The 15,875-nt window shown below is 39.0% G+C and carries 11 protein-coding genes and 1 tRNA gene; 2 read left to right on the top strand and 10 right to left on the bottom strand.

Features of this window, described 5'->3' with window-relative positions:
* Window positions 1-663 precede the first annotated feature (663 nt).
* Window positions 664-1,203 (bottom strand): GNAT family N-acetyltransferase, encoded by a 540-nt coding sequence (locus tag J7E37_RS21790; protein WP_215027209.1) that lies wholly within the window; start codon window positions 1,201-1,203, stop codon window positions 664-666.
* 9 nt (window positions 1,204-1,212) lie between these two features.
* Entirely contained in the window at window positions 1,213-2,127 is a 915-nt protein-coding gene (locus J7E37_RS21785) for a DMT family transporter (protein ID WP_214781891.1), read from the bottom strand.
* 154 nt (window positions 2,128-2,281) lie between these two features.
* On the opposite strand from J7E37_RS21785, the gene J7E37_RS21780 reads away from it, so the two are divergent.
* Together J7E37_RS21780 and J7E37_RS21775 are read left to right on the top strand one after the other, a co-directional pair.
* On the top strand, window positions 2,282-2,977 hold the full coding sequence (locus J7E37_RS21780) for an MgtC/SapB family protein (RefSeq protein ID WP_214781893.1): 696 nt from the start codon (window positions 2,282-2,284) through the stop codon (window positions 2,975-2,977).
* Window positions 2,978-3,084: 107 nt separating this feature from the next.
* Window positions 3,085-3,157: transfer RNA gene (locus J7E37_RS21775), tRNA-Ala, on the top strand.
* Window positions 3,158-3,203: 46 nt separating this feature from the next.
* Here the strand turns inward: J7E37_RS21775 and J7E37_RS21770 are convergent.
* The 8 genes from J7E37_RS21770 to J7E37_RS21735 all read right to left on the bottom strand — a co-directional run bounded on the left by J7E37_RS21770 (window position 3,204) and on the right by J7E37_RS21735 (window position 15,678).
* Window positions 3,204-4,916 carry a glycoside hydrolase family 13 protein gene (locus J7E37_RS21770; RefSeq protein ID WP_215027205.1) on the bottom strand — a complete coding sequence of 571 codons (1,713 nt, stop codon included), beginning with the start codon at window positions 4,914-4,916 and terminating at the stop codon, window positions 3,204-3,206.
* Window positions 4,895-7,228: a glycoside hydrolase family 31 protein gene (locus tag J7E37_RS21765; protein ID WP_353050063.1), complete on the bottom strand. Its 2,334-nt coding sequence runs from the start codon at window positions 7,226-7,228 to the stop codon at window positions 4,895-4,897. The genes J7E37_RS21770 and J7E37_RS21765 overlap by 22 nt, the downstream gene beginning before the upstream one ends.
* 18 nt (window positions 7,229-7,246) lie before the next feature.
* Window positions 7,247-10,651 (bottom strand): glycoside hydrolase family 31 protein, encoded by a 3,405-nt coding sequence (locus tag J7E37_RS21760; protein ID WP_215027199.1) that lies wholly within the window; start codon window positions 10,649-10,651, stop codon window positions 7,247-7,249.
* A gap of 66 nt (window positions 10,652-10,717) precedes the next feature.
* Complete coding sequence (locus J7E37_RS21755; protein WP_251009823.1) at window positions 10,718-11,992, bottom strand: ABC transporter substrate-binding protein; 1,275 nt, start codon at window positions 11,990-11,992, stop codon at window positions 10,718-10,720.
* Between the two features lie 15 nt (window positions 11,993-12,007).
* Window positions 12,008-12,769: a carbohydrate ABC transporter permease gene (locus J7E37_RS21750; protein ID WP_251009825.1), complete on the bottom strand. Its 762-nt coding sequence runs from the start codon at window positions 12,767-12,769 to the stop codon at window positions 12,008-12,010.
* A 122-nt stretch (window positions 12,770-12,891) separates the two neighbouring features.
* Window positions 12,892-13,767: a carbohydrate ABC transporter permease gene (locus J7E37_RS21745; protein WP_215027196.1), complete on the bottom strand. Its 876-nt coding sequence runs from the start codon at window positions 13,765-13,767 to the stop codon at window positions 12,892-12,894.
* A gap of 9 nt (window positions 13,768-13,776) precedes the next feature.
* On the bottom strand, window positions 13,777-14,997 hold the full coding sequence (locus J7E37_RS21740) for an ROK family protein (protein ID WP_215027193.1): 1,221 nt from the start codon (window positions 14,995-14,997) through the stop codon (window positions 13,777-13,779).
* Window positions 14,998-15,177: 180 nt separating this feature from the next.
* Window positions 15,178-15,678, bottom strand: coding sequence for a tetratricopeptide repeat protein (locus J7E37_RS21735; protein WP_483297229.1), 501 nt, complete (start codon window positions 15,676-15,678; stop codon window positions 15,178-15,180).
* Between the last annotated feature and the right edge of the window lie 197 nt (window positions 15,679-15,875).

Below are 15,875 nucleotides of genomic sequence, written 5' to 3'. Positions count from 1 at the left end.
TAATGAGTTAGCTCATAAGTTAAAACGTTGGCTCATGTTCTTATAGAAGAAACATGATCATTTATTGTTTGTTGACGCTTGTTTGTTTAGTTTTCAAAGAACAAGTTGTTCAGTCCGTCGCCCAGAAGCGACTTTATTAATATAACACGCTGATTTGTTATTGTCAACATCGTTTTTTGTTTTTCTTTTTGGTAAAAACCGATGTTTGATTTTCAATTCAACGTTGTTTTCCTGAAGCGAGATTAAATATACCATGGATAAAATATGTTTGCAATATAATTTTAAAAGAATTTTTCACAATAAGATCATTCTTTTCAGGTTTTCCGAGTTTCTTCTTATTTAATGTTTTTAATAATAATTTCTTACAAGTCCTCATATAATGCGTTGGACAAACTATTTTACAGAGGTGATCCTACTTGCTGCAATCAATTGCACTATATCTATCATTATTAATGGCAATCCTTTTATTTAGCATGGCCTATATTGAAGCCATTAAAATTGCAAACACTGAAGGAAAGGTACACGGAGGAACTCTTATTTTAAGCTCTGTCTGTGCATTATTATTTTCAAGGTTCACTTACCTATTCATTTAAAAATATTTAAAAAATCCCCTCTATGAAGGGGATTTTTTTGTTTACACCTTAAGGTTTTGCATCTATACTCTTACAGTTTTTCTCTAGCAGCCTGGCGCAGCAGTTGTAAATCTCTCCACATATAAGCTACTTCGACATATTCTCTGCCTGCAATTTTCACAACTTCCTCCCCAGCTTTTTGCGGCTGAAGGCTTTCATAAAATTTCCGGCTTTCATTATCGGCTAACACCCACACGAGGATGGATTCGTAATTTTGATTCAGCAAATCATCCACACCGGCTTGCAGCAGCCTCAGGCCCAGTTTTCCTCTTTGATACTCTTTAAGGATATAGATCGCGTACAATTCTCCATCGGCTTTAAAATTCCCTGATCTTTCTTTTCCAAAGGATGCAAAGCCTACTATTTCCCCTTCTGGATTAATAGCGACAAAAACAGGAGAGATATTAGCACTTTCTGATAAGCTTTTTTCCCATAAAGGTTTCCGGTCCTCCACCTTTAAAGTATCCAAGTAATCCTGGCTTATAATCCCCTGATAAGTTTCTTGCCAGCTTCTGACGTGAACCCTGGCAATTCCGCTTGCATCATCTTTTGTAGCCTTTCTGATCTGCACATACATCCCCTACCCCGATATTGATTTGATTTCGGCTTGATTTTTCAGCTTCATTTTTCTTTCATCTACTAAAAACAAAGTTATGCCTACGATAACAACTAGTCCTCCGATAATCTGAGTCCAAATGACTTTTTCACCGAGCAGATAGAACGCAAGTACGGTTGCGCCAACTGGTTCAAAAAGTATCGCCATCGAAATAACTGAGGCGCTAATCCATTTTATAGACCAGTTAAACAATGTGTGGCCAAGCAAAGTTGGGATCAGCGCGAGGAGGATAAAGTAGACCCAATCGCTCGTAGGATATGGATAGAACGAGTCACCAACAGCTATTACATAGAAGAACAATGTAATTGAACTGATGCTATAGACGATAAAGGTATAGGTTATTAAAGACATCCTTTTTCTGACTGTTTGGCCAAATAAAAGGTATACGGTTACCAATGCACAGGCTACAATCGCCAAAAAGTCCCCAAACAGTGCACTTCCGCTGATTTTAAAATCACCCCAGCTGATGATGACGCTGCCGCCAATCGCAATCACACCGCTTAAAATCGCTTTAGCTGAAACACGCTCTTTAAAGAACAGATAAGCACCCACGAATGCAAATAGAGGCTGAAGAGTGACCAGCACAGTTGAGCTTGCTACCGAGGTATAGTTTAGTGATTCAAACCAGAGGATAAAATGGAAGGCCAGAAATATCCCGGCTATTCCGGTGAATACCCAATCCCGTTTCGTAATAAGACGAAGTTCCGAAACATACTTTATAAGAAATACCGGCAGCATTAATAGTACTGAAAAAAATAATCGGTAAAAAGCTATGACTCCGGACGGCGCGGATGAGACCTTGACCAGGATCGCAGAAGTTGAGACTGCCACGACGCCGATTGCTACCGCCATATAAGGATTTACTTTAGGTGACTGCATTTCTATTCTCCTTTAAGTTACACAATGTGAATTAAATGTATTTTACAATGAATTCGAACTTTTATCTTGAATTAAATTTTATTTTTTATAAAAAGTTTAGTCTGTGATTTTTAGGGAAAGTAAATACATCTTATTTAGGGGCAGGAGAAACGATATGTTCTATTCAATTGATATGGAAATATTGCTAAAGTTGGGGATTTCCGCATTCCTGGGCCTGGTGATTGGGCTCGAACGGGAGATTAAAAGAAAACCGGTAGGACTTAAAACAAGCCTTGTTATATCGATCGTCAGCTGTCTTTTAACGATTGTATCAAGTGAGTCGGCTTATATGTTCCCTGGGGATGAAGATGTGAATATCACGATGGACCCGCTCCGTTTGGCAGCGCAAATCGTCTCAGGGATAGGTTTCCTAGGTGCCGGAGTTATTTTACGAAGAGGGAATGACACAATTTCAGGTCTGACCACGGCAGCGATGATTTGGGGTGCCGCTGGAATTGGCATCACGGTTGGCGCCGGGTTTTACTGGGAAGCCATTGCTGGTGTTGCTCTACTCATTGTGAGTGTGGAATTCATACCGTTCCTGATGACTTTCATAGGTCCAAGACAATTAAGGGAAAAAGAGATCCGGCTGCAGTTTAATGTCAATAGCCGGGAAAGCATAGCCGATATTATTACCAGGATCAAAGAGGAAAAAATCGCCTTAAAAAATGTCCGTATTAAGGATCTTGCAGAGGGAAATCAGCTGGTGCAATTGATTGTAACCGTGGACTTCCGCAGAAAGACGACGGATGTGTATGAAACGGTGTCGGATATTGAAGGGATCAACAGGGTTGAAATTGAAGGTTTGTAGGAGGAAAGCCGCTGAATTGCGGCTTTTTTATTTTTACATAAAATTTTGTCTTGCATGTCCAGCGAGATGGTTATATAATCTTTCTTGTACCTTATCTATTCAGATACGGGGGATTAGCTCAGCTGGGAGAGCGCAACGCTGGCAGCGTTGAGGTCAGGGGTTCGAGCCCCCTATTCTCCACTTACTAAAAAAGCCGTCAAACCAATTGGTTTGACGGCTTTTTTCATTATTGATTGTCCTTTTGATAATAGACCACTGTTTCATATGCCCTTAATTTGCCTAGTTCTACTTCTTTATAATTTTGTACGATTAATTCCGCATTAGTAATTTCAGTTAATAATGCTTCTCCCTCAAGGAAAATCTCCTCGCTGCTGAAGTTACATAACACAACAACCTTTTCATTCTCACTTCTTCGCTCATATGCAAAAATCTTTGGATGATCCTCAAGTAATAGATTGAAGTCACCGGTTGTGATAACATCTAATTTCTTTCTAAGAGCAATTAAATGTTTATAATGATAAAAAATAGACTCTTTATCTGCTAAAGCGGCTTCTACATTAACTTCTTTATAGCGTGGATTTACTTCGATCCATGGAGTTCCTTTCGTGAACCCGCTATGAATTTGTTCGTTCCACTGCATAGGAGTCCGGGCGTTGTCCCTGCCTTTTACATAAATCGAGTTCATGATATCTTCTGTTGGAACACCAAGAGAACGTTTTTCTTTGAACATATTTATTGTCTCGACGTCTTGATATTGTTCTATCGATTCAAACTTAACATTTGTCATTCCGATCTCTTCACCCTGATAAATATAAGGTGTCCCCTGCATCATGTGAAGGCAAGTCGCAAGCATTTTGGCAGATTCCACTCGGTACTCCTGGTCATCACCAAACCGGGAAACAATCCTTGGCTGGTCATGGTTATTCCAATACAAGCTATTCCAACCTGTGCCATGCAATTCAGTCTGCCACTTTGCCAGATTCTCCTTTAAATCAACCAGGCTCAAAGGTTTAAGATCCCATTTTTCAGTAGGACCACTATCTAAACCCATGTGTTCAAAGGTAAAAATCATGTTAATTTCCTTATTTTCAGGATTTGTGTACATAACCGCATCTGAAGTACTCGCTCCCGGCATCTCCCCAACAGTCAAAATATCGTAGTGAGATAGAACTTTTTCATTCATCTCTCTCAAGTATTCATGAATCTTTGGTCCATTTACGAAGTATGGACCTCCATCCCCATATATAGCACCTTCTTTAACCTCCCCATCCGGAAGACCAGGGACCTTAGAAATAAAGTTAATGACGTCCATACGAAAACCGTCTATGCCTTTATCAAGCCAAAATTTCATCATAGTGTAAATTTCATTCCTCAGAGCTGGATTTTCCCAGTTCAAATCAGGCTGTTTTTTTGAAAAAAGATGCAGATAATATTCATTTGTATTTTCTTCATAATCCCAGGCCGGCCCACTAAAAATCGATCCCCAATTGTTCGGCTCTTTTCCTTTTTTTCCTGGCTTCCAAACATAATAGTCTCGATACGGATTATCCAGGCCTTTCTTCGATTCTACAAACCAGGAGTGTTCGTCAGAAGTATGATTCACTACTAAATCCAAGATGATTTTCATTCCTCGCTGATGAGCAGCATCAAGAAGATGATCCACATCCTCCATCGTTCCAAATTCCTTCATTATTTGGTAGTAATCCCTTATGTCATAACCATTATCGTCATTTGGAGAATCATAGATAGGACTTAGCCAGATCACATCCACGCCGAGCTCCTTTAAGTAATCCAACTTTTGGATAATCCCTTGCAGATCCCCAATACCATCCCCATTGGAATCATAAAAACTTCTAGGATAGATTTGATATACTATACTTTTTTTCCACCATTGTTGGTCATTCTTTACCTTTTCCACTACAGTATCTCGATTTTCCATTTCTCCGGCTCCCTTACTTCAGATAAATTCTCAACCCTAACGTCTCCCGAGTAGCCATAAACCTTCATCCTTTTTACTTGGCTTTTCCACTGCTTATCTCCGCTTATATTTACATTAACTCTCAGATAACCGTCATTCATTTCAGTTTGGAAATTTGTGATGGAATATTGACCATCTTTATAGCCAAGGGAACTTCCATCATCTTCATACAAACTGAACTTCCCTTTATCACCAGCATAAACTTCAATCTCAAGGATTTGATTTTCAGTTGTGTTTTGAACCTCTGATCCAATAGGAAGAATGGTTCCTTCTTTAATAAAGATTGGGAGCTTATCTAACACTGCTTCAATTAAGACATACTTTCCACCTTGATATGATTCTTTAGTCCAGTAATCATACCAAGCTCCCTTAGGAAGATAGATGGACCGATGGGTCTTACCAGGCCGTAAAATAGGTGCGATCATGACATTGCTTCCTAAAAGGAACTGATCACTGATATTAAATGTATTTTCATCCTCAGGATATTCCATCACAAGAGGACGAACGATTGGGACTCCCGTTTGGGATGACTCATGGAATAGGGAATATAGATAAGGAAGCCACTTATATCTCAGTTTGATGTATTTTTTGACTATTTCAGTTGTGTCTTTACCAAAAACCCATGGCTCCTGTCGGATACTGTCCTGTACACTATGATTCCTGAAATAAGGCATGAAAGCCCCGACCTGCGTCCACCTGATCAACAATTCAGGTGTACAGTCAGAAGAGAAACCGCCAACATCCGCTCCAGTAAAAGCAACCCCTGATATGCCAAGATTCATGATCATCGGCAATGACATTTCAAGATGCTCCCAGTGACTTCGGTTATCCCCCGTCCAGACGGTGGCATACCTTTGGATACCCGCATAACCAGCACGAGTCAAAACGAAAGGACGTTTATTGGGAAGAAGCTCAGAAAGTCCTTCGGCAGTTGCTTTGCTCATGTAAAGTCCGTAGGTGTTGTGCATCTCCAAATGCGATTTCAGTTCTCCATCCACATCATGCATCACATCAAGATCCATGGTCTTGCTTTCATTAAAGACAGATGGTTCGTTCATATCATTCCAAATTCCCTCAATGCCGAGGTTGGTATAGAATTGATGCAAACTTCCCCACCAATTCCTAGCGTCAGAATTCATGAAGTCAGGAAATGCACTCGTCCCAGGCCAGACATCCCCATGATATATCTGCCCATCAAGATACTTACAAAACAGGCCTTTCTTTACCCCTTCTGTGTATACCGGATACTGACCATCCTTTTTCACTCCTGGATCTACAATTGGCACAACCTTGATCCCTTCATTTAATAGAGTAGAGATTAGATTATCAGGTTGAGGAAAATGATCCTTATCAAAGGTAAATACTCGATAATCTCTCATGTAATGGATATCGAAAAATATACAATCCAAAGGGATTCCTTCTTTTTTGAAACGATTTGCGACTTCCAGGACCTCTTCTTCTGACCGATAGCTATAGCGGGACTGATGATATCCAACCGCCCATTTGGGAGGAAGACTCATTTTTCCTGTCAGTTCAGTGTAAAGGGTGGTGATTTCCTTTAAATCCCCACCAACAAAAAGGTAGAAGTCGATTTGGCCACCATTGGCACTCATCCTAAATTTATTTGAATAGGTCTGGGTATCAAATTCGGTTTTAAACGTATTGTCAAAGAAAAGTCCATATGATCTTTGCTTGTTGTGAACAGTAAAATACGGAATGGATTGGTACAGTTCGACCGTGTCCTTATTGTGTGGTGCATAAACGTCCGTATTCCACATCGACAGTTTCGAACCTCTCTTATTGAGGAAGCCGGTCTTTTCTCCAAACCCATAAAAGGCATCTTCAGCTTCCATCAGTGAATCAAAAAATACTTCACCACTGTTTTTATAAAAAGCTGCCGGGCTCCCCGACTGAAAAACTGTTCTTTGATCTTTCGATATCTTTATTGTAAAAGGATCTTTGGTTACCTCAACTTTTACCGAATCACAGGTGATCATTAATTGGTCATACGATTCCTGAAACGATGCCTCATGAGGCACTTGCTTAAGTGAAACAGCAATGCTCGACCCCGATTCTACTTCTCCAAATGGATTTATGATGATCCTAGGAATCTTTTTTTCTGCAAAATAAATCAAAAACTCACCATGCTCATTTGTCCCTGTTAGCATATGATCTTTCCACGAGAAAGATTTGACTGACCCAACATGTAATTTAGGCTCGCCTTCGATCTTTTCCTGGGATGGAAGGACAGCAAAACTAGTTGTATCTAACACATTCATTCCTCCATGTACTCAAGCTTTTTTCTTTCCGTTTACAAAAACAGCTTTTCCTTCTGAGTTAGCTTCATCAGGAAGATAAACATCAAATTCTTCTGTTGGTCCACTTACTGAAATCCTCCATCTATCCGATTCTTCTATGACGTCAACACTCCACTGATTATTCAAGTGGTCATTGATTCTTTCTGATAATCCATCCTTCAAATAAACCCTCAATAATGGTCTGACATAACTGGTAATATCATTGGAAACCCAAGAACCTAATTGAAGCGTTTGATCCACATTCGTTAAAATTACGGACCCTTCTTTTACGTAAACAGGAATATGGTCAAGTGGTGAATCAATCAATTCATAGGCAGGACCAATAATTCTTTTTCCGTTCCAGAAATCAAACCAATTCCCTTCAGGGAAATAAACTTTTCTTGAAGTTGCACCTTCTTCTGTTACAGGAGCAACCAATAAAGAAGATCCAAAATAATATTGGTCGAATACTCCTTCACCTCGTTGATCTTCAGGGTTCTCCATAAATAAGGAGCGCATTAATGGAATACCTGTTTCACTAGTTTTTCTTGCTTCGTTCCAAATGTAAGGGAGCAGGTTCATTCGGACATTGGCATAAAATCTATATCCCTCAATTGCAACGTATTGATTGGTTCTCTCTGCAATATTCCATGGAGTGCGGTCCTGATTAAACTCACCTTTGCTTTCAGCGTGATATTGCATGATTGGGCAAAAGGCTGCCATAGCTGCAGATCTGACAAACAATTCGGCCGTTGGAATATCACCGTTGAATCCCGCTAAATCCCAGCCCCAAAATGGAATTCCTGACATCCCAGAAGTGATACCTGCAGCCAAAGATCGCTTAAAGGCGTCAAAAGTCGATCTTTCATCCCCTGCCCAATGTGCCGGGAAGTTTTGAGCTCCCATATATCCCGCACGGCTAAAGGTCATTGAATCTCCGCTTTTAAAGTCATTAGCGAATTGGTAGTACGCCTCTATATAATCATTTGGATACAAGTTACGCATTTCGTCGCCGGTTTTCCCATCAGCAAATAGCAATTCGTCTCCGAACACAAACTCCCCACCATCTGTTTTGAAGCCATCTACTCCAATTTCTAGCAAATACTTCCGTTTGCTAAACCACCATTCTTTGGCTACTTCATTTGAAAAGTCCATCAATAGACTTTCTTTAAACCAACCTTCAGGCATCCTGTATGGAGATCCGTCTTTCTTTTTGACAACATATCCATTTTTCAGCATATATTTTTCATCCGCATCTTTTTGTGGATGCGTTTGCCTGTTTAAGTATTTTTTAATCGGAATCTGCCACAGAAGAACTTTCAACCCGTTATCATGCAGGTATTCAAACAATCCCTTCGGATCCGGCCATCGTCCCCATTCAGGAAACTCAATTTCGTTGTAGGAATGACTTTCTCCATTAACTTTCACATCATATTGGGCATCATTGAACATGTAATAAGTGGCTTCATCACTCCACTGTTCCAGGACTAGAACAGTTGCTGGTATCTGATATTCATTTGTTTTCTCAACTTCTGAACGGGTCAGACTGTCCCTGTCCCAGTTATTGCTCGACATCCAGGGTCCAAATGCCCAAACGGGTGGTAATACTGGTTTGCCAGTTTTCGAAGTAAAGGTTTCAATCACTTCTTTTGGTGTTCCAAAGAATGCGGTAATAAAGGTGCTTTGTTCTTTTTCTGACATCCTTATCTTAATAGACATGGCATCCTTCAATGAGTGAGCGATGTCAAAATGGGTGTACCTGTTGGTATTAACCACCAAGCCATATCCCATTGAACTGATGTAAAAAGGAACAGGTATATAAGTCCTTGTACCTTGGTCTCGATACTGGTTATAAACATAGCAATCAATGATATTCCCTCGCTGCTCAACAGCGTTATATCTCTCTCCGAATCCATAAAAGCTTTCGTTCATCGGTGTATGCAAATTAAGCCTTAAGTCTCTTATAAACTGATTTTCATCAGTCGTACATTCAATAAAGGAAAGGAAATCATGTGATTTTAAAAGTGTTTTGTTGGCATCTTTTATGCAAATAAAAAATGGATCTATCTGCAGGTCAATAGTAAATTCTTGGTTCATGGATCTAAGGGTAAAAGCTTCATATTCTGCCTGGAGAAATTCTTGATTAATATTAGAATCAATATTGATATAAAACTGGTCTTCATTGAAGCCCAAATTGATTTGTAATGAAAAACCATCCTCATCTTTCGCTAACAAGACTACTTCACTCTCAGCCTTTTCAAATAAGCGGAATTCATTTAGTACCCGGCGTTTTAGAGGGGTGATTGGAAACCACTCTGATTGCACCTTAAGGTTCTCGGCTTGAAAAGCAGAGAATTGATAACTGAATTCCTCCTGCTTGGTCTGAGGCTCGATAATTCCAGTCCAAATGTATACTTTTTTATCCTCAAGATATTTTCGAGTCAACTCATTTTTCTTTACTGTTTCACCGCTAGTTGACTTTAAAGTTAATAAAACTGAATCTACTTCGCCTTCAGGCCATACCTGGCAAGCTACTGTTATAGGTTCTTCGGTAGTCGGATTATGTGGACTGCGTTCTGTAAGCTGCGGTTCGTAAATGTTATGATTGCCAAAGGGTGTATGTACTATTTTGTACTCTTCTATTGAATCAACCTTATAGTGGTCTATCATTTCAATAATCACTTTTCCAAGCTCGGATTCCTCTGTTGACTCTTTTTCAATTAACCCTTTTGCCAAATTTAAATAGGTATTTGCTTTTTCATAGTTGCCCTTTTCCAAAAAATACAAAGACAATAGTGCGGTTGCTGAAGAAGATTTTTTCTTACCTTCAATCGTTTTTAGTACCCCTGTATTATTCACTAACTGCCTTTCAATTTGACCAACTGCTTCTACCACAATTAAGTCTTCCGGAGAAAACAATCCATATGGCATAACTGCAGTAAGCATATCCAAAGAAATTTGCCGTTCATTCACTGCATCAAGCAACATCCCCCCAGAAAGTAGAAAGTCAAAGACAAAATCTCTGATTTCCGTGATTGTTTTTTGGAGTTCATATTGCTGGAGATAATTTTTGGATTGAGTTAATGCCGCATATACCATTGCAATGTTCGAAACATAAATATCTTTCTTGCCGTCTCCCCAGATACGTTCAAAAGGTTTTCTCCAATTATCCTGGAGAAACGTTAAGTAAGGTTGAACATTAACTGCTTTCAAACTCTCACTATTTATTTCTTTTAAATGGTTCTGCACATTCCATAACCAGGTAGCAATAAGGTATATGCTGTCTTTATCGAGTTGAGGTTTATGGTTAAGAAGAATTCTTTCCGAGGATGGATAATCATTATTTAACTGGTATACATGAGCTTTAAGCAGCTTGCTGAACATTGCTTTTGAATCCATATGTCTCTCCCCTTATGTTAGAAGAGAAGGATATGAGGATGCCTCGATATCCTTCTCCAGATTTGATTACTTCAGCTTCTCTAATTCTCCCTGCATAACTTTCAACGCTTCTTCAGGGCTCTTTTTACCATTCACCACATTTTCTAGTTCCTTTGTGATCAGGTCACTCATTTTACTCCAATCTTCAATTACTGGAGGTAAAACAAGCGTATCCATTGCTTCAAAAATAACTTCCCTGCTTTCTGGAGGAGTTTGTTCCAGATAAGGCTTTAAGATATCTTCATTCGTGATTGCTGGAAGTTCCCATGAACTTGCAATTCGAATTTCTGCCGCTTCGTCACTAGCGCTCATGAAGCGTGCAAATTTATAAGCAGCGTTTTGAGCATCTGAGTCCTTTGAAACTGCTAATCCATTTGCGAAGAAGTGATGAGCCTTTTGTGTATTGCCTGCTTCAAGTGCAATATCCCATTTGAATGGTACATCTTTGAAAGCGGATAGCATCCAGATTCCAGTATGCAAGATTCCGATTTGACCGTTCTTAAACAAATCTTCTGGTGACTGGCCAGATAGATCACCTACAGAAGGAGTAACTTTATATTTGTTCACCTTATCAACCATATATTGAAGAGCTTCTGCATTTTCAGGGCTATCGATGGTTACTTCTGATTTGTCTTCATTGAATACAGATCCGCCATTCTGAGCAATAACTTTATAGAATTCATGGAACTGAATCGGTGAATAAGTACCCCAGATCTTTTCACCCTTGTTTGTGAGTTTTTGTGCTGCTGCCAATTCATCTTCCCATGTCCATTCTGCAGTTGGATAATCTACTTTCGCTTTATCAAACAAGTCTTTATTGTAGAAAGTAACAACGTTTGAGAAGCTTTCCACCATTCCATATTGCTTTCCTTCGTATTGATAAGCTTTATATGCTTCTTGATTTAATTTAGATGGATCAAAGTCCTTATCTTCTTCAATGTATTTAGACAGGTCCGCTAAAGCTCCCTTCGAGGCATAACTAACGAAGTTTTCATAGTTAAGCTCGAATACATCCGGTGCTTTTCCGCCAGCAATCATGGTTTGCAGCTTTGTAAAATAATCATCATAAGCAGCAATCTCATAATCTACTTTTACATTTGGATTTTGCTTTTCAAAAGCACTGATCATGTCCTGTAGGTCTTTTTCATGGTCAGTACCTGGTGAAAAGGTAAAGTAATTGATTGTTACCTTTTCATCTTTGCTGTCTCCAGAGCTTTTTTCCGAATCAGAACATCCTGCCAACACAGTAAAAGTAAGCATAAATAGTAGAACAATAGCCGAAATAAGCCTTTTGTGAGTCATCTTAATTCCCCCTTATTATTCTTTCATTCCACTCATTGTCATTCCTTGAATAAAGTACTTCTGCGCAAATAGATAGACTGCAAGTATTGGCAAAACACTAATGACCACACCTGCCATCATCATGTTCCAATTCGTTTCCCACCTCCCTTGCAGAAGAGATAATCCTAACGGCAAAGTAGCAAAACTTTTATCATTAATTACAATAAGTGGCCATAAGTAATTGTTCCAAGACTGCATGAATGAAAAGATGCCTAACGTCGCGAGTGTTGGTTTAGATAACGGCATGATTACTCGCCAGAATATTGAAAAATGGTTGGCACCATCCATGAATGCAGCCTCTTCAAGTTCTTTCGGAATCGACAAGAATGCCTGCCTTAACAAAAAGGTTCCAAAAACACTAAACAATCCAGGGACGATTAATGCCTGGTATGTATCAAGCCAGCCAAAGTTTTTCATTAAAATAAACTGAGGTATCATGGTGACCTGCGCTGGAACCATCATAGTGGCCAGGTATAATAGGAAGAGTTTATCCCTGCCCCAAAATTGCATCCTGGCAAACGCATAAGCTGCCATAGAACATAAAAGCAGTTGGCCTAAAGTAGTAAGAACCGCCACTAACAAGGAGTTTCCCAAAAAGTGAAGCATTGGGAACGCCCCAGTCACATCCTTATAGTTTTGAAAGGTTGCATGATCAGGGATAAACTGTGGTGGAAAGACCATTGTTGCTCCTTGATTCTTTAATGAAGTAGAAATCATCCATAGAAAAGGAAGCAGCATTGCAATTGCACCTAAGATCAAAACGATGTACAGTAAACCTTTTTTAAATATCCTAAGACTTGTAAGTTGATAGTCGTTCTGAAGGACAGTTGATTGTTTTGTAACCGTATTCATTTCCATGTTCAATCCGCCCACCTTTTCTGCATTTTCATCTGGATCAAAGTAATCACAAATATGACGATGAATAAAATCCATGACATTGCGGAAGCGTAGCCCATTTCAAAATACCGGAAAGCATGATTGTATATGTTTTGAACTAGCACATTGGTTGCGCCGCCAGGACCGCCTTCAGTCATGATCATGACCTGGTCAAAAACTTGGAATGAGTTAATCAAAGAAATGATGGTTACAAAAAATGTCGTAGGTGTCAAAAGCGGGAGGGTGATATTCCAGAATTTCTTCCAGGAATTTGCCCCATCGATATCTGCGGCTTCGTAGTAGGAGGTAGAAATATTTTGTAGGCCGCCTAAGAATAGTACCATAACAAATCCAATGTCTTTCCAGACACTTGTGATGATGATAGCTGGCATTGCTAGACTTTCATCTTGGAGCCAATTAAGCCCCTCAATACCAACAAATGATAAGAAGTAATTTATTAATCCGTAACTAGGGTTGAACAGCCATTTCCATACAAGAGATACGGCAACCCACGATGTCACTACTGGTAAAAAATACGCTGCTCTGAAGAATGCTCTTAATTTTACTTTTCTATTAAGCAGCAAAGCACATGCTAATCCGAAAATCATTACTAAGGGTAAATATCCAATAATGAAAGTTATCGTATGGGTAAACGCTGCCCAAAATTCTTTATCCACCATTAGCTGTTTGTAATTATCAATTCCGACGAATTCCATAGTGGATATTAGGTCCCAGTTCGTAAAGCTGATGGCTAATGATGATAAAAGCGGGAAAACGATAAAAGTCAAAAAACCGATTAAATTGGGCAAAAGGAACACAGTTACCCAAAAGGCTGTCTTTTTCTTTGTCATACCAACCATGTTCTCACCTCAATTTAATATAGATTTAGATTCTTCATAGATTGGAGCCTGAAACAAATGAGTGATTGCGAGTAAGGCTGCCCCTTTTAGCCATGAATCATCTCCGAGTTCTGTTGGCCTTATTTCTGTTTGGATATTTGCGGCTGAAAAAAAGTTCACCCTTGCAATATCTACAGCGGCATCCAGGAATAAGTGCTTGTATTTCATCCCTTCTCCAATAAGCAAAATTGTATGGGGATTAAGTGCGTTAATTGCATTTAGTATGCCGTATCCCAGGTTTTCACCAAATGATTTCATCAATTCAATTGCAAGAACATCACCTTTTTCTGCTGCAGTAGATACTTCTTCAAATGAAAAATCTTCAATGATTGTTTCAGGATAGCTTTCTTTTATCTCACTGCCACGGTTAAATAGAAAGAATTCAGATGCATACATTTCAAGGCAACCTTTTTGTCCGCAGTGACATGGATACCCGCCAATTTTCATTACCGTATGGCCAAACTCACCAGCCCCCCCGGATTCTCCGTAATAAATTTTCTTATCGACCACGAGGGACATACCTAATCCGGCACCAACAGAGATACAGGCGAAGTTTGATAGCTCTTTTCCTTCTCCATACCATAATTCAGCCATTGTGTAAGCGTTGACATTTTTATCAATGAATACAGGAATATTGTTCAGTTGCTGGCTTAACAATTGACATAAAGGAACGTTCTCCCATCCCAGCATTGATGATCTAACTATTGTCCCTTCCTGGCGGTTAATTAATCCGGAAGCTGCGATTCCAATACCTATAAGTTGTTCCATTGGCTTATCAGCACTTTGTAAAAGCTCCTTAATTTCATCAGCAATCATCGATACAACATCCTGGATATTATCAAATCTGTTAAACTTCTTTTCTACTAATTTCATAATGTCAGCATTTAAATTGGTTAAAGCGAATAGAACTCTTTTCTCTTCGATCTTCACACCAACCGTATAGCCATAATCCGCATTAAACTCCAGCAGTACAGGCCTTCTACCCCCAGTGGATGTCGCAACACCAACTTCCCTTACCAGATCAACGGCCATTAGTTCGTCAACAATGTAAGTGATTGTCGATAAACTCATCTTGGTAATCTTAGAAACATCAGACCTGCTGATTCTGCCTGACTTCCTTATTAAATTAATTACTATGGAACGGTTAATTTCTTTGATTAGATCCTTACTGCCTTTCCTAAGTCCATTCATGTAATCCATCTCCATAATTTACTAATTAAAGAGTAACTTACTTTCTTCATTGAAGCAAGTAAGTTTTTTCAATATTTTTCGACAATTTTATGTACAAATAAATAGACTGCTGATTAGCAGTCTAGCTGGTCTTCTTATTGAAGATAAGCACCCGATAGTTTAAGTACATCTTTTCACAAACTATTTCCAAACTTCATCTAATTTATCCGAATAGAAATCAATCGCCTTTTTATAACTTAAGATTTTATCGTCTGTTGTTGTATTTATTAAGCATTTCAGTAACAGCTCCATCGCTTTATTATGCTCGTTTAAATTATACAAGGTCATCGAATAGAATGCTTGAATTGCTCTATTGTTTGGAAAAGTTTCAATTCCCTTTTGAAATGTCTTTTTAGACTTTTCATATTCCCCCAATGTTCTATATGTACTACCTAATCCTATAAAAGCTCCTTCCAGTTCATTTGGAGCCAACCCTAATTTGATTGCAGTTTCGTAAAAGGGAACTGCTTTGCATTCTTCTCCTAATAAATCATAACTCCAAGCACACTGGTAGTTAATCGAAGCATTTTCAGGGTACTTCTGTACCAGTTTCATAAGTAATTCGTTAGATTCTTTATGACTCCCACTTTTCCGTAAATCAATAGCGTTATCTAATTCTATTTCCAACCTTTTCAACTCCATTACTTTTTATGTTTGTTCCACTATCCTGCTTCGTTTGTTCAATAAGAATTCAACAAAAAAGGCGGTTAATCCTCCCCTGGATCAACGCACCCTAAAAGATATTGCAAGAAACCATTAAATGTTTTTGAACAGGCTTTTACTTCCTCTAAATCCATCCCTATAAATGGAACAGTAACATGTGTAATTCTTTCGTTCTA

The organism is Bacillus sp. ISL-39 (assembly GCF_018613295.1).
Classification (GTDB): Bacteria; Bacillota; Bacilli; order Bacillales; family Cytobacillaceae; genus Mesobacillus.
Note: the sequence above shows the minus strand (reverse complement) of the source record. Positions and strands in the feature narration are given on the sequence as shown.